The sequence below is a fragment of the Pseudoalteromonas sp. PPB1 genome (assembly GCF_015356275.1).
GTDB lineage: Bacteria > Pseudomonadota > Gammaproteobacteria > Enterobacterales > Alteromonadaceae > Pseudoalteromonas > Pseudoalteromonas rubra_D.
Window position 1 is genome coordinate 14,856 of the sequence record NZ_JACEQV010000008.1, and the last position, 22,326, is coordinate 37,181.

The 22,326-nt window shown below is 48.7% G+C and carries 23 protein-coding genes; 3 read left to right on the plus strand and 20 right to left on the minus strand.

The window, feature by feature from the left end; all coding sequences use genetic code 11:
* Nucleotides 1-69 precede the first annotated feature (69 nt).
* The gene (fhuF, locus tag IY568_RS09790) at nucleotides 70-831 is read right to left on the minus strand and encodes a siderophore-iron reductase FhuF (protein WP_194867450.1); all 762 of its coding nucleotides are present in this window, start codon (nucleotides 829-831) and stop codon (nucleotides 70-72) included.
* A 120-nt stretch (nucleotides 832-951) separates the two neighbouring features.
* Here fhuF and IY568_RS09795 point away from each other — a divergent pair, with 120 nt between their 5' ends.
* The gene (locus IY568_RS09795; RefSeq protein WP_125558698.1) at nucleotides 952-2,592 is read left to right on the plus strand and encodes a cyclic peptide export ABC transporter; all 1,641 of its coding nucleotides are present in this window, start codon (nucleotides 952-954) and stop codon (nucleotides 2,590-2,592) included.
* Here the strand turns inward: IY568_RS09795 and IY568_RS09800 are convergent.
* The 18 genes from IY568_RS09800 to IY568_RS09885 all read right to left on the minus strand — a co-directional run bounded on the left by IY568_RS09800 (nucleotide 2,589) and on the right by IY568_RS09885 (nucleotide 19,481).
* Nucleotides 2,589-3,278, minus strand: coding sequence for a 4'-phosphopantetheinyl transferase family protein (locus IY568_RS09800; RefSeq protein ID WP_125558700.1), 690 nt, complete (start codon nucleotides 3,276-3,278; stop codon nucleotides 2,589-2,591). The genes IY568_RS09795 and IY568_RS09800 overlap by 4 nt on opposite strands.
* Nucleotides 3,279-3,370: 92 nt before the next feature.
* Nucleotides 3,371-3,760, minus strand: coding sequence for a hypothetical protein (locus IY568_RS09805; protein WP_125558702.1), 390 nt, complete (start codon nucleotides 3,758-3,760; stop codon nucleotides 3,371-3,373).
* A complete protein-coding gene (locus IY568_RS09810; protein ID WP_194867451.1) occupies nucleotides 3,760-5,415 on the minus strand; it encodes a S41 family peptidase in 1,656 nt (551 codons plus the stop codon). The genes IY568_RS09805 and IY568_RS09810 overlap by 1 nt, the downstream gene beginning before the upstream one ends.
* Before the next feature lie 172 nt (nucleotides 5,416-5,587).
* Nucleotides 5,588-7,105, minus strand: coding sequence for a DHA2 family efflux MFS transporter permease subunit (locus IY568_RS09815; protein ID WP_194867452.1), 1,518 nt, complete (start codon nucleotides 7,103-7,105; stop codon nucleotides 5,588-5,590).
* A gap of 9 nt (nucleotides 7,106-7,114) precedes the next feature.
* A complete protein-coding gene (locus IY568_RS25285; protein ID WP_125558708.1) occupies nucleotides 7,115-8,197 on the minus strand; it encodes an HlyD family secretion protein in 1,083 nt (360 codons plus the stop codon).
* Complete coding sequence (locus IY568_RS09825; protein ID WP_194867453.1) at nucleotides 8,194-9,048, minus strand: hypothetical protein; 855 nt, start codon at nucleotides 9,046-9,048, stop codon at nucleotides 8,194-8,196. Before IY568_RS09825 ends, IY568_RS25285 begins: the two co-directional genes overlap by 4 nt.
* A gap of 12 nt (nucleotides 9,049-9,060) precedes the next feature.
* Nucleotides 9,061-9,567 (minus strand): adenine phosphoribosyltransferase, encoded by a 507-nt coding sequence (locus IY568_RS09830; RefSeq protein WP_010383830.1) that lies wholly within the window; start codon nucleotides 9,565-9,567, stop codon nucleotides 9,061-9,063.
* Nucleotides 9,564-10,772: a hypothetical protein gene (locus tag IY568_RS09835; protein ID WP_194867454.1), complete on the minus strand. Its 1,209-nt coding sequence runs from the start codon at nucleotides 10,770-10,772 to the stop codon at nucleotides 9,564-9,566. The genes IY568_RS09830 and IY568_RS09835 overlap by 4 nt, the downstream gene beginning before the upstream one ends.
* Nucleotides 10,765-11,433, minus strand: a complete 669-nt coding sequence (locus tag IY568_RS09840) for an HAD family hydrolase (protein ID WP_194867455.1) — start codon at nucleotides 11,431-11,433, stop codon at nucleotides 10,765-10,767. The genes IY568_RS09835 and IY568_RS09840 overlap by 8 nt, the downstream gene beginning before the upstream one ends.
* A complete protein-coding gene (locus tag IY568_RS09845) occupies nucleotides 11,420-12,199 on the minus strand; it encodes an HAD family hydrolase (RefSeq protein WP_125558716.1) in 780 nt (259 codons plus the stop codon). Before IY568_RS09845 ends, IY568_RS09840 begins: the two co-directional genes overlap by 14 nt.
* A 17-nt stretch (nucleotides 12,200-12,216) precedes the next feature.
* Entirely contained in the window at nucleotides 12,217-12,708 is a 492-nt protein-coding gene (locus IY568_RS09850; RefSeq protein WP_194867456.1) for an ankyrin repeat domain-containing protein, read from the minus strand.
* Between the two features lie 84 nt (nucleotides 12,709-12,792).
* Nucleotides 12,793-13,599 (minus strand): inositol monophosphatase family protein, encoded by an 807-nt coding sequence (locus IY568_RS09855; protein ID WP_125558720.1) that lies wholly within the window; start codon nucleotides 13,597-13,599, stop codon nucleotides 12,793-12,795.
* The gene (locus IY568_RS09860; RefSeq protein WP_125558722.1) at nucleotides 13,586-14,431 is read right to left on the minus strand and encodes a hypothetical protein; all 846 of its coding nucleotides are present in this window, start codon (nucleotides 14,429-14,431) and stop codon (nucleotides 13,586-13,588) included. Before IY568_RS09860 ends, IY568_RS09855 begins: the two co-directional genes overlap by 14 nt.
* The gene (locus IY568_RS09865; protein ID WP_125558724.1) at nucleotides 14,424-14,999 is read right to left on the minus strand and encodes an NUDIX hydrolase; all 576 of its coding nucleotides are present in this window, start codon (nucleotides 14,997-14,999) and stop codon (nucleotides 14,424-14,426) included. The genes IY568_RS09860 and IY568_RS09865 overlap by 8 nt, the downstream gene beginning before the upstream one ends.
* 18 nt (nucleotides 15,000-15,017) lie before the next feature.
* Nucleotides 15,018-16,238 (minus strand): aminotransferase class III-fold pyridoxal phosphate-dependent enzyme, encoded by a 1,221-nt coding sequence (locus IY568_RS09870; protein ID WP_125558726.1) that lies wholly within the window; start codon nucleotides 16,236-16,238, stop codon nucleotides 15,018-15,020.
* 22 nt (nucleotides 16,239-16,260) lie between these two features.
* Nucleotides 16,261-17,304: a TauD/TfdA family dioxygenase gene (locus tag IY568_RS09875; protein WP_194867457.1), complete on the minus strand. Its 1,044-nt coding sequence runs from the start codon at nucleotides 17,302-17,304 to the stop codon at nucleotides 16,261-16,263.
* 257 nt (nucleotides 17,305-17,561) lie between these two features.
* The gene (locus IY568_RS09880) at nucleotides 17,562-18,479 is read right to left on the minus strand and encodes a LysR family transcriptional regulator (protein WP_010383817.1); all 918 of its coding nucleotides are present in this window, start codon (nucleotides 18,477-18,479) and stop codon (nucleotides 17,562-17,564) included.
* Nucleotides 18,480-18,776: 297 nt separating this feature from the next.
* Nucleotides 18,777-19,481, minus strand: coding sequence for a hypothetical protein (locus IY568_RS09885; protein ID WP_194867458.1), 705 nt, complete (start codon nucleotides 19,479-19,481; stop codon nucleotides 18,777-18,779).
* A gap of 161 nt (nucleotides 19,482-19,642) precedes the next feature.
* Here IY568_RS09885 and IY568_RS09890 point away from each other — a divergent pair, with 161 nt between their 5' ends.
* Nucleotides 19,643-20,023 (plus strand): hypothetical protein, encoded by a 381-nt coding sequence (locus tag IY568_RS09890; RefSeq protein ID WP_010383815.1) that lies wholly within the window; start codon nucleotides 19,643-19,645, stop codon nucleotides 20,021-20,023.
* A 355-nt stretch (nucleotides 20,024-20,378) separates the two neighbouring features.
* The gene (locus IY568_RS09895) at nucleotides 20,379-21,572 is read left to right on the plus strand and encodes a DUF3103 family protein (RefSeq protein WP_138537292.1); all 1,194 of its coding nucleotides are present in this window, start codon (nucleotides 20,379-20,381) and stop codon (nucleotides 21,570-21,572) included.
* 419 nt (nucleotides 21,573-21,991) lie between these two features.
* Here the strand turns inward: IY568_RS09895 and IY568_RS09900 are convergent, their stop codons facing one another.
* On the minus strand, nucleotides 21,992-22,228 hold the full coding sequence (locus IY568_RS09900; RefSeq protein WP_194867459.1) for a hypothetical protein: 237 nt from the start codon (nucleotides 22,226-22,228) through the stop codon (nucleotides 21,992-21,994).
* Between the last annotated feature and the right edge of the window lie 98 nt (nucleotides 22,229-22,326).

Below are 22,326 nucleotides of genomic sequence, written 5' to 3' on the forward strand. Positions count from 1 at the left end.
TTCCTCTGTTAACTCTGTCTGTAGCGACGCTGATGCAAACTGCGTTCAGCGAGATGTGACCAAGACGACTCATTGTGAAAAAGATTTAGTGCTGCAGGCCATTTGCTTGCGGGCTGTTTTTCGTGCCGCCATGAATTCCGGGCGCTTAGGGCAGTCACCGCAATAGTCTTTGTGCGGGTGAGCGTGAAGTAAGCAACAGGCACCTCGCACACGTTTTCCACCTGCCATGTATTCATTGCGCTGTGCTCTGAACAGCGGGTTAGGCTGGTCTTGCCAGCAATCACGGTGCAGCAGGGTACGGACATCCTGTTGCAGCCCAGAGGCATCCGGTAGCACATTGGCAACAGTCGTGCTGATCTGGCGCAGGCGAAACACCAGATTGCTCCACAGCACACGCTCAGCGATGCCAAACTGGGTTGAGAGAAAGATATGAAGTGGGGCAAAGTGGGCAAAGATCACCGGGTGATATTTGGTCCCTGTGCTGCTGCCTGGGGTAAATGGCTGGCCACAGGTACGCAGCATCAGGCGCTGAGTGATTAAACACAGTTGCACGTCCTGCGCTGCAATGGGCAGACCCCGGTTGAGCACACTGTGGCTCAGTAACATCGTTGGGAGTACTCTGACGCAGTAGCGCATATGCCACACGGAAGCATGTGCCCGGGGTGAGTCAATCCCTTCGTGCAGCGCCCAGTGGGTGATGGCGTTTTTTAACGCATTCACCTCGGCAAATTGGTGTGCCAGAGTCGGTAAGTCCGGGGTGTGTGACAAAGTGACGGCTTCGCCATATTCCCTGAAGGGCCCCTGAAAAAACGGCTGTAATGTTGGAAGCAAGCGTACCTCGTGGTTGATTTGCTACAAATACCTAGTCATAGACGTTTTGTGGGTGAATTTTTTTACTCTCTGTTCGTCACCACCTAAAGCAAATCCACGTCAGCATAGAAGAGAGACCCCGTGCTTGCAAAATTGATCCGTAATACCTGGTGGCGATTTATCGCGACCGCACTCAGCAGTGTTTTGTTTGGTCTGATCAGCGTGTCGCTGGTCGCGCTGATCAACGAAATCATTAACAGTAATCAGGATGGCCGCTCTGAGCAGTTTGTCTGGTTTGCCGTACTGGCCTGCCTGGGGGTGAGCTTGCAACTGGCTTCTAAATTACTCGCAGAGCAACTCAGTCAGCAAAGTCAGGCGACAGTGCGCCGCGAGGTAGCAGAGCATGTTATTGGCGCGCAATTCAGTCATGTAGAAGCGCAGGGGGCCGGTAAGATAAAATCGTGTCTGACCGAACACAGCCTCAAAGTCGCGGAATTTTTTCAAAGCCTGCCAAACATTCTTAGTAACGCTATGGTGGTGCTGGGCAGCTTTGTATATATGGCCTGGCTCGACTGGCAGGTGTTTTTGTTCGCACTGCTGACTCTGGTGCTGGGTTCTGTGGGTTACAGCCTGGCCAATGCCAATGCCTTTCGTAAAGTGACGGAGGCGGCAAAAATTCAGGACTCTCTGTACGATCAGTTCGATGCCATTTATGCCGGTGCAAAAGAGCTTAAGCTGCACCGCAAAAAACGTGAGACTTTCTTTCAGGATGTAATTGGCAGCACCATTACTTTGCTGCAAAAGCGCCGTGTGCAGGGTGCCAGCATGTATCACTATGCGGCATCCTGGGGGGGCTTCAGTGTGTTTGCCTTTATCGGCGGTGCCCTGTTTTATCTCTCTTCGCCAGGTGCGGATAGCGGAAAAGTTATGTCGGGCTTTGCGCTGTTATTCCTGTACATGCTGACACCGCTGGAAGTGATGCTGGCCGCCATTCCAAAGGCCGCCGCTGCGAAGGCCTCGGCCAATACCATTGCCACGTTAACGGAAGAAATGGCGTTGATGCCACGCAGCAATGAGGCCATGAATGACTTTAATGAACTTGCCCTGTCGGACATCAGCCACGGTTATTACCATGAACAAAGTGATGAGGTGTTTGCCCTGACACCCATCAACCTGACCTTGCGCAAAGGTGAGCTGATCTATCTGGTTGGTGGTAACGGCAGTGGTAAAACCACTTTTGCCAAGCTGTTGTGCGGTCTGTTTGAGGCGCAGCAGGGGCAAGTCTCAGTGGATGGAAAAGCAGTACAAGCAGCGCAGTTTGATGATTATCGTCAGTTATTCAGTACGGTTTTCAGTGATTTTTATCTCTTTGATCGAGTCTTGGGCTGTGAGGGGCAGGCGCTGGAAGACAAAGGCAATGCCTTGATCCGCAAGCTCAACCTGCATCATAAAGTGGCCATTAAAGACGGCGCGTTTACCACCCAGAAGCTGTCGCAAGGACAGCGCAAACGTCTGGCGCTGGTGGTGGCGTACATGGAAGACAGACCGTTTTATATCTTTGATGAATGGGCGGCAGATCAGGATCCGGTCTTTAAAGATGTCTTTTATCGCGAGCTGCTGCCAGAGCTTAGCGCTCAGGGTAAAACCGTGCTGGTGATCACCCATGATGATAAGTATTTTGATCTGGCCGACAGGCTACTGAAAATGGATAACGGCTGTCTCAGTGAACCGCTCATCACTGCGAGTGCTAAGACGCCGAAACAACACTCAGCGCTGGCTTAACGGCCAGCGCGCAGGCAGCACTCGGTCAGGACCAACTCATCGTTGAGCTGGTAATAGACACTGATTTGAGTGCCCTGTGGCAGGGTTTCATGGAGTGTCTCTGTGAGCGTAAAATGCAATTGGTTGTGACTGAAGTCGTTTAGACAGGCGGCCTCAAAGCCAAAAAAGCGTTGTACGACCGGGTACAGCGCTTTAAAAATACTTTCTTTGGCGGAGAAGATCAGGGTAAGCGGGGAAGCCTGTACCTGACTCAGTTGCTCAAACGCAGTTTGCTCTTCCTTTGCCAGGATCTGTTTTTGTAGCTCCTGCTCTTGCTTATCCGACATTTTTCTTTCCAGATCGATGCCTAATCCCAGCACTAATGGATCATCACTGACCATGGCCATAGCCAGCTCCTGAGTATGGGTAATGGTGCCCTGAATGCCCTCTGGCCATATGGGGGCACGACTGTCTGCACTGGCAACTATGGTATGGGGTCGTCCCAGCGCTTTGAGTGCCTGACTGGCGCAGTGACGTCCGGCCAGGTACTCCGCTTTGCGCTTGGCGACAGCACGGCTGAGTTTATCCGGCAGTGGCTGGGTGTAACGGGCAAAGTCGCTGTCCTGATACGCGGCAACGCGAAAAGCACTGCTGTGACTGACGAATGGCAGCTGGGGTGTAAATAGTTCGACTGGTGTTAACGACATACGGCTCCCTCTATTAGTGCCAGCCAGTTTACCGATATAAGGAAGGGTTGCAAGCACACTCAGGGGCAAAGCCTGGAATAAAATTAAGGGGACTACGGTTGCTGTGGGTTGGGCACACAAGGTATGCCAGGCAAGACCCGATATTCGCCTGTCTTAGGGTAAAATAAGACACATTGCTCGCCACGTATTTGCAATTCGAAGCCCGTTACGCCACCTTCTCTGCTGCCGAGGATGGGTTGCCCATAGGCATCGAGTATATTGCCTTTTTCAAGGAACAAAGTGGAGCGCTGCATAAACACATTATTGGCTAGTTTGGGCGCCTTGCCGCCCTTGAGGGCGACGATGGCGTGTTGTATTTCACGGATCATGTCCGGTGTGGTTTGCTCAATTAAAGCCGGACGCACAGGCGCTGCCTTGCTGTATTGGCAACCACTGAGCAGCAAGGTTAGTAAAGTGGCAAACCAGCCCGAACATTTCATCATTATTGTCCTTTCAGTGTAGAGTGGATTGCGCCATCACGCAGTGGTCTGAACGGCAGCGTCACAGTGTTATGCTCATCCGCCTGTTCATTGTCGCCTGGTCTGGCAGAGACCCCCGCCGCTTCGTTGACCAGACAGGTACCGGTTGCGCTATGATGCAGTGCCGTGGCCAGCAGCTGTTCGTTTTCGTCACCTAAAGCACGACTCAAATCATCACTCACCTGGCAACCCGGTACTTTTCCATCTAATCCGGTTTCGCCGTTTATCTGGCTGGCTGGCGTTGGCATAAAACCACTGGCATAGTCACCAAACCCTTTTTCATTGGCTGACTTTGACTGAATGGTGTAATACACCATGCCACAGTTAGGGGCTGGCAAGAAACCGTAGGGTTTACCACGTGTGGTGGTGCCTATCTGGATCACCTCAATATCAATACCACGCAAGCCGTTGATCACCATTTCACTGGCAGAGGCCGTGTCATCGGTGGTCAGTACGTATACCTTAGAAAGATTCAGGCTGGGTAATGTGGTGTCGTTGAGAAATACATCCCGTGTCCAGTCTATCCGGCGAGGCTCGAAGGTATATATTCGGTTCTCACCCTGGCGCTTATCATTGTAGGTCGTGACGCCGAAATTGCGGCTGAGTGAACCATCGCCGGCGATCATATAACCAAGCTGTGCCGCGCTGTGGATAAGCCCACCACCGTTATAGCGCATATCCAGCACCAGCTCATTGACGCCTCTGTCAATGAAGGTCTCAAATGCGGCGATCAGAGGTTCCTGTGCTGTAGGAATAAACTGATTAAATTGCACATAACCTACGGTTTTGTCTCCATGAGCTATGACTTTAGTGTGTTGTACCGGCGTTTGTTCAAAATCGGCAGCGGTCATCGTGGCCGACTTTTCTTCGCCTTCGACAGATCGAAAAGCAAAGGTATAAGCTTTTGGATCATCGGGGAACAAGGCCTCATTGAATAGCGTGACGTTGTCGCCGTCCACGAAATCCTCACCGTCGATGCTGATCAGGCGATCACCCCTGCTCAGCCCTGTGGCTGCGGCCGGCGAGTTTGGCTCGATATAAGCAATGGTAAAGTTACGATCCGGTGAGGCTGTTTTGATAGCAGACCAGTGAATACCATAGCTGGTGGTCACACCGGACTGTTGCTCTTTTTGATATTCTTCGTAGGTATTAGAAAAGTGAAACTGATCTTTCAGCGATCCATCCGGATTACGTTGGGTGGTTTTTAGCTGGGCAAAATAATCAGCCACTGAGCTGAAGCCCTGCGGATCGTTGTCAGCAAGCTCGTCGTACCATAAATAGGTTTCATGGCTGAATGAGCGAAGCCACATTTTTTCGTGCATGGCCGTTCCAGCTCTGTCCGGAAAAGGCTGGTTATTGTTAAATTCATCCTGCCCGGTACGCGGATTAGCGCAGTAGTTAATGAAGTTAGTGGCAGGTGGAAACACACCGGCCTGCCAGCTGGGCTCGGTGCTGCTGCCCCCTGAGTCTGAACCGTTATTATTGTTGTTATCCGGCGTAGTCACAGTACCTGAATCACCGCCGTTGCTGCTCTCGGTACCGCCGCCACCGCATCCTGAGAGCGCTGTGAGGGTTAAAGCCAATCCGATGGCAAGGTATAAGTTGCTGAATTGCATCATGGTTTTATCCTATATATTCATTGCGCTAAAAACTATCAACACTGTTCCTACAATACAATAGATAGACCGGGTTGACTGTTAATTAATGTCAACAGCAGCAAAAATAATCAATTTATCCCTTATTTTGAGTATAGAGTAGGTGCCTGGTTGCGCAATATGTTGCCCATGCCAGCTAGGGCGAAGCGGGGCCGCCGGAGATCTGAGACTTGCGCAACGTCGCCCGCCAGGCGGGTAAGTAAGTTAACAGCAGCAGTCCCAGGCAGATGATATTCATCAGCAGGTTCAAATAGAAAACGGATTGAAATGCGCTAGTTCCCGACAACGCATGGATCCCTTGTTCTATCCTGCTATATTCTCTGCTCGTGGCATCTAAGCTTAAGTAGCCTGTTGATTCCATGGCATTGCCTGCGGATTGCCACAGCTGGTCTGATGCAATGAGCTTGCTGCGTTCATATAACAGGCTAAAGAGCATCACACCCAGCGCTCCCCCTATTTGTCGGGCAAAATTGATCATGCTTGAACCATAAGCCAGCATCGGTCCTTCAAGGTGCCTGAGCGAACTCACATATAAGCTGGGAAGCATAACTGACATGCCAATGCGTGACAGGGATGTGGCCACCACAATGGCAATAATCGCACTTGAAACATCTTGTTGTGCGGTGAGCCAGATGGCGTATGCATTGATCAGCAAACCACATAAGATAATTTCTCTGGGTGGGAAGCGATCGGATAGCCAGCCCGAAAAAGGCGCCATAAAGGCCATGATAAGACCCGGAATGAGCAGGGCTTCGCCAGCCTGGCGGGCACTGAGCCCTCTGATCTCAAGTAAGTAAAGGGGCACGATTAAAATGGAGCTGAACAAAAAGATCCCCAGTACGCAGATCACCACGATGTTGACGCTAAACACGGTGTCTTTAAACAGTGCGAAGTTGACCAGAGGCTGAGCGGTCTGTTTTTCAAAAAAATAGAACATCAGCGCCAGCAGGGCACTGACGCCGCAGCTTATTGCAAACTCGGTGGCATACACGCCGACCTCTTCAACCAGCTGTAAACTGATGAAAAAGCCAGACAATACGCCAGTCAAAATACACAAACCCGCCCAGTCGTAAGCGTACGCGGCCTGGTGCGGTTTATCTGGATTTAAAAAGATCAATGCACATAGCAGTGACAGGGCTGCCATCGGAATTTGAAACGCAAACAGGCCGCGCCATGACATAAAATCGATTAAATAGCCGCCGATCACCGGACCAAGCGCAGGGGCTAACAGCATAATCGCGCCAAAAAAGCCCATCGCAATGCCCATTTTTTCTCTGGCAAAAATGCGCCCCAAAATAATGGTAGCCAGTGGGGCCTGCAATCCGGCCGCAAACCCTTGCAAGGCACGGCCGCACAACAAGCTGAACAGGCCATCTGCCAAAGCGCCGATCAGTGAGCCTGAGATCATGATGATGAAACTGACTATAAACGTGTATCTGCAACCAATGCGATTCACCAAGTCCGCGGTTAATAACATGGCAATGGTCATCACCACCATGTATAGCGATACGGTCCAGTGCGCTTCACTCAGGTCCATGGCCAGTTCTCCCATCACCTGCACAAAAGCGACCTCAATGGTGGTACTGCTGAGTAAGGTGGAAAAGCTGCCGAGTCCAACCGTAAAAATACATGCAACGGTTTGCCTGTTAAACATAGGGATCCTTTACAGTGGAATAATCACGGTACTCATCATGCCCGGTGCGACCATGGATGAGGTGGTGTTATCTAATTTGATATCCAGCGTGAACCTTTGTTTTACTCTGACAAAATCGCTGCTCATTTGACTGGTGGGGATCAGCGCCAGTTTGTCATTGCTGACTGACGCAATTCGGGTGATCACTCCCGAAATCGTCTGTCCGGGCTGATAGCTTAACTGCACTTCAACTTGTTGCCCCAGATGCACTTTGCCAAGGTCACTTTCCAGTATGTTGGCCTCGACTTTGAGGCTGTTGAGATCATGCATCATATACAGACGCTGGCCTTCTTCGACATATTCACCATGACGGACAAAGACTTCATCAATCACGCCATCAAAGGGTGCCGAAGAGGTCAATTTTTCCAATTGATATTCCAGCAGCGCGCGTTGTGCCTGAGCGGCTTGCTTTTGACTCTCTAACCTGGAAATCTCATGCAAAATTAAGTCGGCCTGGCGCTTTTCATTACTCAGCAAGGCCTGATTGACGGCGTGTTCCGCAATTCTGGCTTGATGAATATCTATGTCTAGTAGCGCCTGCTGAAGTGCTGACTGGGCGGTGAGTTTATCTTGCCTGGAGACAGCTGCCGTGGTTGCGAGGTTCTGAATATTGTCTGTTTTCTCCATTTGTAAGCGGGTGCTTTCTTGCTTGAGCGCCAGTTCCCGGTTGAGTAGCTCCTGCTGCCAGATAAACTGTGTTGCCTGCTCTTTGTTGTTGGCAATGGCGACCTCATAGCGTTGCTGGTTGAGTTGTTTTTCGGCTTCAATCTGAGCGATTTCAGCGTCAGAAACTTGTAGTTGCAAGCGAATTTCCCGCGCGTCCAGAGCGATGATCTGCTGACCTTTGGGCACCCGCTCTGAGCGTAGTGCTGCATCCGCCATCACAATGCGACCATCGCTTTCACTGCGGATAGTGATCAGATCCGCACTGACCCGGGCATTGTCTATGGTCAGGTACAGTCGGCTGTATGCAACTGCCCAGACTGTGGTTGTGGTGATCAGGATAAAAATAAACACCGCAATGGCTTTATTGCGTTTAGAGAGACTACTCACGACTTGGATTCCATATTGCTAAAATAGTGTTGAAGTCGGTTTTTGACGGTTTTGCTGGCAGCATAGTGATAGGCGCAGGCCTTAAACTGTGGGTAGTATGCTTTATCCGTCCCGATATAGACTGCCAGCCATGCCTGAAACTCTTGCTGTTGCATGACGGCGGTTTCCAGCCGCGCACAAAGCAAGGTTTTTACTTCCTCATTGGGTTCAAAGCCGCGTGCGATGAACTGTAAAATCCTGATACAGACCACATTGTCGTGGGCCAGTCGCTGCGTGCACATGACAAATGACAAACGGCGATGTTTGAGATCAGACAAGCCCTGCTGTGAAGGGTCGAGAATATGCCCGCTGTCACAGCAATAGTAGAGCGCATTGACGGCGAAGTCCCGTGACAGGATATCGGCTTGCAGGCGTGCGAGAGCGGTGGTTGCTGACTGCTTCACTTCGTCATGCTGGTGCGACTGAGACAGGCCGACTCTGGGCGGCACGGGCATGGAGAAAGCGGCTTCGCGTAGTATATTGATGTCTAATTTATATTCAGAGCCGAGCACGGTCACTAACCCAAAATCTGGGTCAGTGAGCAGTTGATGGGGCTGAAATATACTAAGGCAAAATGCGTACAGGTCGGCAAAGCTGGTGTTCACAGACAGATCAATGTCTTGTGCTTGCTGGCCTTCAACCCAATCTCTTGGTGCTCCGCCTGAGATAAACACCGACCAGTTTAGTGATTGCATCTGTGCGATGAGCTCGCCAATCGTCGCCGGGCTTGCCTGGTCGATGCGCTGTGCCATCGCGGCGAGGATTAAATGCTGGTGGTGCTCTGGCAAAGTGTAATGATCATACATAGTCATGGTGTCACTAAATTACAGCTGGGCGCAGCAAACAGGATGATAGCCTTCCAGGGTGTTGCGTCCGCCAAGACTGGGCAGTTCAAGCAAGAAGCCGGTACCCACGACATGTGCACCCAGTTGTTCACACAGCTTGATGGCAGCCAGGCAGGTCCCGCCCGTACCCAATACATCATCAATCAGCAGGATGTGATCATCCTGATCAATATCATCTTTGTGAATGTGCAGGCTGTTGTGTGCATATTCACTGCTGTAATCGGTGCTGATGGTTTCACGCGGTAGTTTGCCGGGCTTTCGGATTGGCACAAATTTTAAATTCAATCGATCTGCCACCATGGCTCCAATGATAAAGCCCAGTGCGTCAATGGCTGCCACACAGTTCACTTTGCCCCGGTAGTGCTCAGTGAGCTGCGTGATAGCCCGGTCTCGTTCATGGGCGTTACTCAACAAAGACGTAATGTCATGAAATTTAATGCCTGGTTTTGGGTGGTCCTGCACGATGGCGATGTGTTGTGAGATCATAGTAATTCTTCCTTATTGAGCGTGGAGTTAAGTGATAGCAACTCTAAAATTGTGCGCAGTGCCGCGGGGTCAGCACCAAGCAACTGCACAACCTGGTCTAAAATTGAGGCTTCCGCCGGGCGCATGGGGATCAGCGCTTTGGCTGTTTTAATGTAAGACAGTGCATGGGCACGATGGCGAATGGTATTGCGCGCTTCGGGGTACAGCCACTTTAACGGTGCGGCCAGTGCCTGCAAGCGGTTTGACGGGGAGAGCTCAAGTACCCCGCTGTCTTGTTCTGCCCGGATAAATACGGAGTGCTCGACTTCTGATGCTGAGTGTTCATAGAGCTTATTCAGGGCCAATATCACAAGCTGACCGGTTTCAATGGGGGCATTTAATCGGTAGGTTTTACCATCTTGCGCGCTGGTGAGGGGTTGCTCTGCCAGATAGTAGCGGCTGAGTTGTTCTGCGATGGCTTCGACCAGATCATCCGGGGTTGAAAATGGCTCAGTCACTAGGGTGTCGTATAGATGTCGGGTCAGGCAGGTGTAGACAAACCCGTCTGCGACAATTTGACTGTCCAGGTCGCGTTTACCTGGCAGAGAAATCATACTGCGAAATTGCTTGTTGGTGATCTTGGCACTCAAGTCGTGATAATAGCAACCGTATAGTGTGGGCTTACACAGGGTGCTGACCAGGTGTGCAAAATCATGCAGATCATACACCGCCTCATCACCGAGCCGCTTGACCTGTTCACTGTGTCTGTAAAATGCGTCATCGCGATAGTACAGCACCTGTTCTTTGCTGAGCTGAAACTGGTTTGGTGCAATCATCTGCGCACACGCTGCTTTACTGGGCCAGCTAAAGACAAACTGATTGATGGTCAGGTTGTAAATGGTATTGAGCAGTTGTCGCTGTGACAAAACTCGGTAAACCTCATCGATTTGTTGGCTCTTTGCCGTGATTGTTGCCAACCGTGCGGAGACTTCACGTCGGGAAGCAAAAAAGATCATGCCATAACGGTGGGCGATAAAGGCCAGCTGGAATATTTCCCTGGAGTGTGTCCATAATTTTGCAATCGGCTCAGGCAGCTTGGGCAATGCATGCTGCTCGAAGCAATCATGCCAGCTTTGCCAGAATAACGATTTGACGAAATGGTTATGCTTGAGCACTCTGTCAGCTTGATTTACAAACGGCAGCTTAGCAGGGCTATAATCAAACATGCTGCCCTCCTAATGCTAACTGTTGTGAAAGTGCTTCGAAGTGACTGCAATACCAGGTCGGCTGCATCGCCAGGGCTGCCTCATCATCGCCAAAGCCATGGGTCAGATAGGCGCTGTCGGCACCGATGGCATGAGCAAATGCCAGATCAGCTGTGGTGTCGCCAATATGCAATATGTGCTCGGGTTTAATGCCCGGGTAAGCCGGGCGGATCACTTGCTCATAGACATCCGGGTGTGGCTTGCCTGCTATGCCGACGCGCTCTCCTATCACATCGTCAAAGAGCGACGTGAATGCGTACTGCTGTACGAAGGCATTCAGTGCGGCTTCGCCTTTATTACTGACGATCAGGCACTGCGCACCGGCTTGTCTGAACGCCATGATGGTGTCTCTGGCATGAGGAAATGGTACTTGTAACTGATGGTGTTCCTGATTGTATAGTGCCCGATATTGGTGGCACAGTACATCCAGCTCAGTGGCAGACAGTGGGTGCTGATGTAACTGGGCAATCACAGATTTAAGCGGGGTACCCACGGATAACTGCGCGTCTATCTGTGTCTGTTCAGTACCCGGAAACAGCTGCTGAAGTGTGCTGATAATGGCAGGTGCGGTGTCACACAAGGTACCATCAAAATCAAACGTGACTAGCTTATAGGTTTTCAAAAGCTCTCTCCCTGATGATGTTAATTAATGCTTGCTCCGGGCAGGTCTGGTTAAGCGTCAGGTCAGCAGCCTGGTTGAGTTGCGGGTGCGACCCGATGCAGACGCCCACTTGTGCTTGTTTGATCAGGTGCAGGTCGTTTGAATCATTGCCAAAGGCGATACTATTAAGGGGATCGATATCGAGTTGCTGAAACAGGTTGGATTTACAACACCCGGTTGGAGAGATATCAAAAAAGTCGACGTCAGCATAAGGGTAGACCGTGATCCCAAGTTGCTCAGCATCTCTGTTCAACAGTTCAATGAGCTGGGTATCAAACACCTGAATTTTATTGATACCCTGGGCCAACGCCGCTTGCTGGGAGATTTTGGGTGCTTTGTAACTCCCCTGGGTGTACTCAAAAAAGGGGTGGCTGGTGCGACTCAGGTAAAACCCCTGCGCACAATCCAGAATATAGGGCGCATCCAGATCCTCGAGCAAATGTATCAATCGGATGCTGGTGTTCTTAGTGAAATGTTGTTCAGCGTAAACTTTGTGCTGCTTAAATAGCAAAGCCCCATTGGTACAAGAGATAGTATTGTTGCGTAGCTCGGTTGGCAGCACCTGTAACACATCCCGAAACGGCCTGGCTGTGGCGAAGATCACGTCGCTGTCATCACTTAATTCGACCAGGGCGTCGGTCAACGCCGTACTGACGGGTTGGTTGTTAAAGGCGATTGTGCCGTCAATGTCAAACAGCCAATGTCTGGCTTTTATTTCTGTAAGCATAATGCGTTCACTTTAAATTAAGAACGCGACAAGGCCGCTGTGGCGTCGGTATGTTTATAATATACGGCCAGGTCAAGCGCGGTTTCCTGTGCGTCTGTCAGGGCGTTTTGATCAGCGCCAAGTGAAAGTAACAGCGTGACTGCGTCGGCATGGCCTTCGACTGCGGCTTCATGCAAAGGGGTACGTGCACTAAAAGAAGGCACATCTGGGTTGTTGGTTCTGGCTTCTAAATCGGCGCCCAGCGTGAGTAAGGTATGGATGGCATCAAGCTGACCAAAGGTAGCAGCTTTATGCAGTGCGGTACTGCCGTTGCCTGTCGCCGTCTCAAGCGCGCAGCCCTTGGCGACCAGGACATCGATGACCTCACACTGCCCCTGAATCGCCGCATAATGTAAGGGGGAGTAGCCTTTTTCGTCTTGCACATTGACCGCTACGTTGTCTGCTTGCAAAAGTGTGGTTAGCTGAGTCCATTGTTGCTGTTGCGCTAGTTCTAAAATTTCCTTGTTCATTCCAACCTCGTCTCTAAGAGTTTTTTGTTATGTTTTATGATCTGGGGTGGCAGCGCTGGACACACTGTCCGCGCTGCTTTTCGCTTATTGATATGAAAGTTTTTCTAATAGTTCTTGTGCCAGGGGCAGGGAAGCCGCTGACAACAGAGAGTCGCGTTTTAATAACTGATCCTGATTGCCGTGTAAGTCCATGACCACAGCACCGGCTTCTTGCAAACACACAATCAGTGCGGCGCTGTCCCACGGCTTCATGATGGTATCGATGGCTGCATCGACTCGGCCGCAGGCGACCTGGACATGCTGAATGCAATCACCTGACAGTTTAAAGAGTCGCGCTTCGTGAAATACGTTATCGATCCGCCACGGATACTTGCCATTTTCAAGCCACAGGTTGGTGCCATGAATACCCGATGCAGTGATCACCGCCTCTTTGACTGAGGAGACTGGATCCTTAATGGTGACTCTGGTGGCCGCTTGATAAGGTGTTTCAATAAAACAGCCGTGTCCCTTAGCTGCGTAGCACACTTCATTGATCCCGGGTAACGCCACACATCCTAATATGGGTTCGCCCTTATCAATCAGGCTGATCAGTGAACCATAAATAGGCACTCCCAATCGGTACCAGGCTGTGCCGTCAATGGGGTCGATTAGCCAGTAAGTGTCTTGTGTCTCCATCCCTGATACACCCAGCTCTTCGCCAAACACGGGGATATTGTAATCAAGGGATTTAAGCGCCAGGCTAATGAACTCCTCAACGTTAATGTCCACTTTACTGACAAACGTATTATCACTTTTCATAGAGAACTCAGCATTGAGCTTAGATTTCTCTATTATTTGTGCTGCTTCCTTTGCAATTTTCACCACTTCATCAAGTAAATCAGTAAGATTCATTTTTTGTCCCAATTTGATTTGTCATGTTGTACACGATCAAGGTCAAAGCCAGTGATGAGTACAGGATAAATTTATAAGTGCTTATGTCCTGGTGGTATAAATGAAACCCGATGATCATGCCTAAAATAGGAGACATAATCTGATATAAAGACAACACATTAAAGCTCACTTTTTTACTTGCACTCACAAACAGTGTGAGTGGTAAAAGGGTAATGAAGCCCAGCATTAATAGCATTGCCCAGTCATTTAATTTCACACTTTCTATAAACCCAAAATCAATGAAGAACCACAATAAACAACACAGCGGCAGCATCGCTTTAGTTTCATTAAATAGCCCTGTTAATGGATCAAGGTTGTGCTTCTTATGCCACAGTAAATACAACACAAATGGCACGGAGATCAGCAGACCTATAAATGGAAAGTTGCCGCTAATATAGAACTCAAGAAAAACGATAAAGAGGGAGAGCGAGAAAAAGAACCAATCCTTTTTCTGATTACTCTCGCCGCTAAAAATACTCACTGACAGCAATAAAATCGGCAGTAAAAGATAGGCGTAACTTGCCTCAATTACATAACCTGATTTTATTGCTACGGCATACCCACCCCAATTCAGCATTAATAATAATGCGGGGATTAGGTTTAGCTTTAAGCTAAAGCGCTGCGTTTCCTCTGCTCTCATTAACTTTAGGTACAGACCCAGCAATATAAAGGTGCTGATAATTTGTGCCAGCAAGAAGAAAAGCGGGGGATACTCGCCAGAGAAATAAAAATATAAAGGCAGAGAACCCCAAATGACGTTTGCGGATATACCTTTTAAATGGTATTTAAGCATGGTCTTTATAGGTCTCTAATTCGAGTGTTTTCTCGACCATTCTGTGGATCGCCGGGTCGTCGGTGAGTGCTTTTACTTGCTCTAGCGGTATCCATTGCAACTGTGTTGATTCCGCATTTTTAATCGCTTTTGCCTGCGCCGGGGCAACAAAGTAGCAGGTCACATCATAGTGCGGATGCTGCGGTATTCCTTTGTATTCCGGGATATCGTGAATATCGATGTCGAGCACAAAGGTGTTTGCTGATGACAATGAGGTGATGCCGCTTTCTTCGGTTGCTTCTCGCAAGCAGGCATCAATAAAAGAGCTGTCTTCTGGCTCAATGTGGCCACCAAGCTGAAACCACTTGCCAATTTTGGCATGCTGAGTGAGCAACACGTGCTGGCGATCATGCGACAAGACCCAGGCAGAAGCGGTAAAGTGCCCTGCCTGATTGCTACTGTAAATGGGGTCGTCACTGCTTTTCAGGAATGACAACATATGCTCCCGATACTGTGCCTCTATCTCGTATGTTGTCGCGTAGTTTTCCAACAAACCTTGTAATTCATTGATTGTATTTTCTTTGTTCATGAGTCGTCCTTGGTATGCTTACAGTTGTGTTGACCAGTTACGCAGCGAGGTGGTTAACTTGTCTTCCAGTTGGCTAAAATCGATTTGCTCATGGGCTAAACACACGAATGAGTTGTGTCCCTGCAGCATGAAAATACCCTCAGCGATCATGGTCTGTTTCAGCTGCTCTCTGGCCGCAAAGTTGTTCAGCATAGGGTCTGAAAAGCGCAGATCAAACAGGGTGTCGTTTAATAAGCTGGTTGCGCTGAGTAACTCGGTTGTGGCCGAGTGGGTGATGGCGGCATTGATGGTTGCAACAATCTTTTGGCAGATGAGCGGCAGGCGCGCATAGCCTTCTCGTTGCTGCATTATGTCTGCGACTATGATCCCGGCGTGCGCTGACAGGACTTCTTTAGTGTGGGTACCGCCAATCCTCGCGCTTTGATAAATTTTGATGTGCTCTGGCTTGCCGAGCAGCACCGCCAGTGGTAATCCATTGCCCACGGCTTTACCAAGGATGATGTAATCTGCCGGGATCGCTTGCGTATCAAGCATGCCTGCCGGGTTTGTTCTGCCGGCGGTTTTGGTTTCGTCGATGATGATTTTTATGCCATATTGGCGACACAGCGCGGTTGCCTGTTGTAATGTTTCAGTGGTCATGAATGCCAGCTGATAGACATCAATGGCAAAGGCGGCTGTGGTGTCGCCGTGTTCGCTCAACAGTGCTGTCAGGCTCGCGATATCACCATCCGTCCAGTTAAATACGCCCTGCTCACCATCAATCCCGCGCATACCTTGTGAGAATCTCAGTGCTTCGCGCTTTTCACTGCCTGGCCATTCGTGCCAGCTTGGTGTGTTGGCAATCTGGCTGTCGTGCCATCCTAAGAAACCACAACGGATGAATTTACTGCGACCTGTTTCCAGCATAGCGCAGCGCATTGCTGCGGTTACGGCTTCTGAACTGGTTTTGAATAGGGTAACAACTCGCATATCCTGATACTGGGCTTCATACACTTTGGCAAGCTCGCCATGCACATCGGCAAAACCAGGAAATGACAGGCCATTGCTCAGTTGTTCTGATACTCTGCGCACAAACTCTTCATCAGAATGGCCTAATATGACGGGTCCTAGGCCCAGAATGAAGTCGATATACTGGTTGCCATTCTGGTCTGTCACTGTGTAGTTCTTTGCCTTTTTAAATAAAATAGGTGCATCATTTTTGGCAAAGTACCTATCACTTCCTACTAACGGTGAAATCATTTTTTTCCCTTTTCTTCTCTTTTTATACGGTTGCTACATGTTGAAGGCGTTCATTTTTCGGCAGTTTTCTCCAGCCATCATAACTAAACCCATACATTCGGATTAGCCACCTGTCATTGCCATCGTACAGGGCGTGGTTGGTGAGGTTGTCTCTGCCATGCAGGAGTGTTCTGTTATTGAGAATGAGGACTTGTCCTGGTTTGAGCACGAGACGTGTGACGGTACGCTCATCATCAAGGTATGCCTTGAGTTCCGTCAGTGCGGATTTGGCACGTGGCGTTAACCCTTCCAGCTTGCTATAGCTAAAGCGAATGTTGAGCTTGCCATTGATTTCCGCGATGACGCTCACCCCTTCGTTTACATAGTTAATGTCGAAGCTAGACTGGCTGGTGGTTCTAAATTCGGTCCGCATTAAATTGCGAATGGTTGAGTAGGGCAGGCTATCCAACAGATCTTGCAAATACCAAACCCGTGTAGCGCAATTGGTTGGGTTCCTGATGCTGGCCAGACCAAATATGTCGGGTGCAATACAGTGTTTGTCTGTATTGGTTTTTATTTCTTCAGGCCAAAGCCCATTCACCACTTCGGTGTGTGGTTTGAGCTGTTTTGTTGAGCGGCTTTGATATAACGGGTTATTTTTTGCTGGCATCACCATGTGGGCTAAACGCCCATTCATTTCACCTTTATAACTGGCAACTTTGTGTCCAGTAAGAGAAATTAATCCCATTAATGTTGCCGCCGGCATTTTCCATGTTTTATGTTCAGGTGGATTATCATTGCAAGGCGTCGATGGTATACCTGATGTATCAAAACAGTTGTTAAAGATTATCCAGTCATATTCATTGTCTTCAGCAAAGTTTTCTACTTTTTGTAAGATAGACTGATTTTCAAATAGTTTTTGCCGTATTACGTGCTTTGCAATTTCACTAATAACGTAAGGCTCTATTTCCTGATCATAATTGCTCAAGTTGCTTTGCAAATAACTGTGCACGGCATTTGAACTGGTCAGCCCTTTGCTGAAGTTAAGTTCCAATCCTCGTCCTTTTGGAACTGCGCTGATACTCATTGCCTTAACCTCCAATGATGTTAATTCTCAATTATGAGCTTGTATGTTGAGGTTAAGGGTACTTGAAGTAATGTTCAGAATCTCATACATCAGATGTTACTAAGTGGAACAATCAGTGGAATATATGTACAGACAAGAAAAGGCGAGGAGGCATGATATACCGCTGATATAGTATATCATCTTGTGTTAGATTTTTGTGTTATAAAGAGAAAAAAATAATCATGTTGCGGAGTGATATAATTATCACTCCTGGCCGGTTAAGTATTTAGACTCGGGATCAGTGTGATAAGTGCATCGATGAAGTTTCTTACGCGGCTCGACATATTGTCTCTGTGCTGCAACAAGGCATTGAGCTGCACTTCGTGTGTCCACTCCTCAAGACATGTCTCTAACGTCCCGTCTTCAATGTATTGCTTCGATGTAAAGTCTAACGCGGTGGCAATACCTGAGCCGTCTAGTGCGAAAGAGATCAGCATTTCATCACTGTCACAGATATGGGACGTCCCTATATCAACTAAAAACTGCTTTCCAATATCACTGAAACTCCACTTATTACCGGTTTTACAGTGGCGATAGCGAATACACGGGTGATTAATTAACTCACTTGGATGACTGGGTTTTGGGTGGCTGCGCCAGTACTCTTTACTGGCAACAACATAAGTATTAAATGTCGTAAGGCGTTTGCAAATATAGTTGCTGTCGGGTAACTCTCCCAGGTGTAAAGCAACATCCACTTTTTCTGCGACCAGGTCTCCCAGGTTGTTGTCGACCATAATATCTAAAATGACGTTGGGGTGGCTTTTTTTATATTGACTGAGGAGGGCATGAAAGACTTTGTTATCGAGGACGCTGGGGATTTTAACTCTGAGTAGCCCTTCGCTGTTTTGTGAAAAATCACGGAGCATTTCGTGACTCTCTGAAATGGCCAGATTGAGCCGTTTGCATTGCTCAAATAGGGCATCGCCTTCACGGCTCAGGGAAAAGCTTCTTGTGGTTCTGTTGATAAGCCGAACGGAATACAAGGACTCAAGTTCAAACACATGATTTGTTAGGGTACTGCGCGATTGGCCTAACTTTTTTGCAGCTTTGGAAAAGCTACCACTGAGCGCAATATGATAAAAAGACTGAAGCCAGATACTGAGCTTCGCTTGGTTATCCGATACATAACTGCACATCTTCGAATTCCGTTTTACTTTTATTAAATTGCTACATCACCTCTGGGTGTTATTTCCTTTATAACAAAGGTGCAAGTTAAAGTAAGCGCAGGTGTCAATTGGTGTGTATCCATACAATTCAGCCAAAATGAAACCCAATAAATTAGTGCGTTTACTGTAAGTTGTCATTAAAGCTTAACAGAGCCAGCTAAGGCAAGAATAAAGCGACAACATGACACGACCGGCAGGCAGGAGTCAGAGGCGAGCGCGCTTTCGCATACTCTTTGTCCGGCCCCGGTCAGATGTTATACAGGACGCTTAACGGGCGTGTTGGCGGCGCCTGCGCCAGGGAGGGGATTGCAACAACAGCACCATACCACTGAGGCAAAACGCGACACTACAGGCTGCAAAGGTGATCAGCAAAGGGTTGTTGAAATCATCCCGCTCGTCATAATCCATGATGTGTAACATCCAAAAAAAGTCGAAAATGCGCCACAAGGTGCTTCTGATCGTGATCACCTGACCGCTAAGAGCATCCAGGTACAGGGTTGTGCTGAGTGTGTCGGCAAAGGTGACCTGCCATATGTGAGGGCGATATTGCACTTCCCGGGGACCTGTAGTGAGCAACTGTGCAGAGCCGACGGGGCTGTCGCCGAGAAAGTGGGCCTGTGCATTAGCACGGATCTGCGCTTCGGTGGGGGCAGGAAACGGCGCTCCTGTGGCGGTGAAATAGGCGCGTTCTTCACCACTGGCAATGATCATGGGCTGATCCAGAAAGTGACTAAATGTCAGTGTGTTAAACCCATTAACAGAGTGTGCCAGGTGATTAAGGTCGGCGCGGTAATCAGCCTGACTAAACGGGTTATCCAGCGCACGTTTGGCCAGGTGCTTACCATGTACCATGTCCAGTGGTATGGCACTCATGACCAGACCACCGAGCAGCCAGGCAAAGATCTGTAATGCCAGCAGGTAGCCTGTCAGCTTATGGAATTTTCGGATGGGTTTGAAGCGGGATTTATTCATAGTGCTGTTTTTTCGTCAAAATTGCTGATAGCTTATGAGAATTCGCGTAAAATCAATAGTGACATATTGTCGCACCTGCCAATCGAATGTGTTCTGGCGCTTGAACATGGCGCAGGTATGGCAGCGAACCACTCATAAAGATACAAGGTAAATGTCCCGTCATGTCAGAAATCCAGTTTTTAAATGTCGATTTAGAGTTAGAATCCAAGCAGGATATTTCTGCCCTGGTTGCGGATCTTAAAAAGAACGCAGTGATACTGCATTACGATAAGGATGAGTATCGCCAGTTGGCCAGAATTGAGGCCAGTGCCGAAGTGACGAGTCCGGATAAAGCCATCAATCACTTGTGTGAATTGATCGAATCATGCTCTAAAGCAGCGCTCAAGCAGTGGCTGGGGTGTTCTAAGCGCACCTTTGATATCGGCTTCAGCAGTGGGGAGCAGCCAAAGTGCTATTCTCAGGCGCTGCATGCAGACACCTTGTTACGTATCTCCGCCATCGGTGCGGGTATGGAAATTACGCTTTACCCTGTTGAAAAATAACAACTTCTATTAATTACCTTCACTCGTTTAGAGAGCCGGGCCTGTTCAGTTGCACAGGCCTTGGTCGCCTTTGTACCGCCTGCCTGTCACTGTTTCCCAACCAAAAATAATGAATCAAACAAAATAGAGTCTTCGCTCTTGTTTAAATCTAGATCTAAAATCTATTTTAATTTTAACATTTAAAATCCTTTTAAAACATTAACTTGATGTCTTTATGTTAATTTTTTTTGTGTAAAGTTTATATTAATATGTTGATAATTTGATTTTCGTGTTTTATCTTGATTTGGCACACGAGAGGTGGCTTCCCGTGGTTCAGGTGAGGCCAGAACAGGATTATTTCTGGAGAATTATAACAATGAAACGCATATCTCAGATGACCTTATCTGCACTGGCTTTGAGCCTGAGTGCAGCGGCAAATGCAACCGCAGCCCCGATTGACGCTGTGAATAATCTGGCAGCACCACTGGCGCAGATTGACCGTTTTAACCCGCAGGCTTTTCAGGTCAGTGACATCAAAAAAGTGATGGCGAAATCACTGGCTCAGGAACTGGCACAGCAAGGTCCGCGCTGGCAATCAACGCTGGCGAGCCAATCTCGCCTCACTGTGCAGGAAATGGGTGTATCAGCTCAGGCACAGTCACTGATTGGTCAGGCAAGTACACAGACACGGGTATTGAAAGGGTTGCCACAAAGCGACAGCAATTTATATCAATTGCGCCTGGCATCTGACACTATGCTGAACCAATGGCAGGAAGGTGAAATGCCACTGATCGCCTTTGCCCCTAAAGGCGATGATAAAACCTGGATCCATGTTGAGGCTTATGACAGTGAGGGCCAGCTACACTTGCTGGATGCGCAGCAAATGCCACAGCGTCCGGTGTTGGTTCTGGAGTTAGATCAACAGCAGGTGCGCCGTGAAGGATTAGCGGTGATGCAGGACATTTTCAGCCATGCCAGACAGACCCAGACCGTTGAGCGTTTTGCACAGGACATGTTGCAAACCAATGAGGTGCGGATTCAGTCTGACGCGATTTCAACCAGCGTTTTAAAGCGTATTCGCCTTAATAATGATCAGGAACCTTGGGTGCTGGGTAAAGCGGAAGTCTATGGGATTGTCACCGGGGTGAGCCCATCACGTGACGAACCCGTACTGGATATCGTTGATATGCCCTACCTGGACCATGATGGTACAGACTACACACCTAACCAAATCCTTATCCACTGGGAGCGTTATCGTTGGCAGGCTGCTGACGTGCTGCTGATGGAGCAGGATGACAACACCAATTACAAAGATTTAGCGACGACCTTTTTAGATATCGTGACGCAGGTAATGCGCACTATCCCGGATCCAAATGTACAGGGTTATGCGATCATTCCGCAGTTGACCAATCAGTTGATTAAAGCCATGCCGGATCACTGGTTCAGTAATGACGATGACTACGTCGATGTGTTCTATACCTTATTTGAAGGTCAGAATTACAGCGGTTATATGGGTGCCAGCAACAACGCAAAAATCACCTTATCTCCCTTAACTATCGAGCCAAGATAAGCGTCAGTAGCTTGTCTATTGCCTCGCTTATTAAGCTCACAACCCGTTGAGTAGGTTACGGTCTAATGGACTAGACCGGTTTTTTTATTCTCCCGCGAGCCTGCCATAGTGCAGGCTCGCTTGTTTCTGTCGTTTGGTGATTAACCCAATTTCACTTAATACCTGTTCTATTTGAAGGAGCAAATATCACGCCAACGGCGTTACAAATTTCTCATGTATAACCTTTACCTAAGGTATAAGTTCGCAAATTTTTGCCTCGCCTATTTAGATGTAGGTGCCTCAGCGATAGCAGGACGCGGGAGCGATGTTATCGACACTATTTTCTCGCCTTAAAATAGAACATTTAATTAAGCAAATTGGTATGAGTGAGAATAGATGGCTGCATCAGTGTGCGCAGGACTTGCTGATTTTTTCTTTTTTCACCAGCGCTTGAAGCGTGGTTTGAACGCCAGGTCGGCTTTCGTTTGTTGTGCCATTGCTGCGACCGCTGTCAACCGCACTGTCTGCGGCTGAGGTTGGCTATAGCTGAAGAAGCCATCGACCTGCTTACTGGTGTGCCGTTGTTGCCAATGGCTTTGAGTAGCGCTGCGGTTGATCAGGACATAGGTGGTTAGATCTCCCTGTTTGTTTAAATTCCCACACCAGAGCACATTCAATCGCATAATCCGTGTATAAAACACACAAAACCATTTTACATACATTCTGGTATGTATATAATTTAAACCTTCCTTAGGGTATGTAAAGTGAGAGTGAA

Excerpts from the sequence above, each read along its gene's own strand:
- IY568_RS09860 (WP_125558722.1), bottom strand. The coding sequence starts at position 14,431 with ATGCTTAAATACCATTTAAAAGGTATATCCGCAAACGTCATTTGGGGT.
- IY568_RS09845 (WP_125558716.1), bottom strand. The coding sequence starts at position 12,199 with ATGCTTACAGAAATAAAAGCCAGACATTGGCTGTTTGACATTGACGGC.
- IY568_RS09875 (WP_194867457.1), bottom strand. The coding sequence starts at position 17,304 with ATGAGTATCAGCGCAGTTCCAAAAGGACGAGGATTGGAACTTAACTTC.
- IY568_RS09815 (WP_194867452.1), bottom strand. The coding sequence starts at position 7,105 with ATGTTTAACAGGCAAACCGTTGCATGTATTTTTACGGTTGGACTCGGC.
- IY568_RS09895 (WP_138537292.1), top strand. The coding sequence starts at position 20,379 with ATGAAACGCATATCTCAGATGACCTTATCTGCACTGGCTTTGAGCCTG.
- IY568_RS09855 (WP_125558720.1), bottom strand. The coding sequence starts at position 13,599 with ATGAATCTTACTGATTTACTTGATGAAGTGGTGAAAATTGCAAAGGAA.
- IY568_RS09865 (WP_125558724.1), bottom strand. The coding sequence starts at position 14,999 with ATGAACAAAGAAAATACAATCAATGAATTACAAGGTTTGTTGGAAAAC.
- IY568_RS09870 (WP_125558726.1), bottom strand. The coding sequence starts at position 16,238 with ATGATTTCACCGTTAGTAGGAAGTGATAGGTACTTTGCCAAAAATGAT.
- IY568_RS09825 (WP_194867453.1), bottom strand. The coding sequence starts at position 9,048 with ATGACTATGTATGATCATTACACTTTGCCAGAGCACCACCAGCATTTA.
- IY568_RS09830 (WP_010383830.1), bottom strand. The coding sequence starts at position 9,567 with ATGATCTCACAACACATCGCCATCGTGCAGGACCACCCAAAACCAGGC.
- IY568_RS09810 (WP_194867451.1), bottom strand. The coding sequence starts at position 5,415 with ATGATGCAATTCAGCAACTTATACCTTGCCATCGGATTGGCTTTAACC.
- IY568_RS09805 (WP_125558702.1), bottom strand. The coding sequence starts at position 3,760 with ATGATGAAATGTTCGGGCTGGTTTGCCACTTTACTAACCTTGCTGCTC.
- IY568_RS09850 (WP_194867456.1), bottom strand. The coding sequence starts at position 12,708 with ATGAACAAGGAAATTTTAGAACTAGCGCAACAGCAACAATGGACTCAG.
- IY568_RS09885 (WP_194867458.1), bottom strand. The coding sequence starts at position 19,481 with ATGAATAAATCCCGCTTCAAACCCATCCGAAAATTCCATAAGCTGACA.
- IY568_RS09800 (WP_125558700.1), bottom strand. The coding sequence starts at position 3,278 with ATGTCGTTAACACCAGTCGAACTATTTACACCCCAGCTGCCATTCGTC.
- IY568_RS09880 (WP_010383817.1), bottom strand. The coding sequence starts at position 18,479 with ATGTGCAGTTATGTATCGGATAACCAAGCGAAGCTCAGTATCTGGCTT.
- IY568_RS09890 (WP_010383815.1), top strand. The coding sequence starts at position 19,643 with ATGTCAGAAATCCAGTTTTTAAATGTCGATTTAGAGTTAGAATCCAAG.
- IY568_RS09835 (WP_194867454.1), bottom strand. The coding sequence starts at position 10,772 with ATGTTTGATTATAGCCCTGCTAAGCTGCCGTTTGTAAATCAAGCTGAC.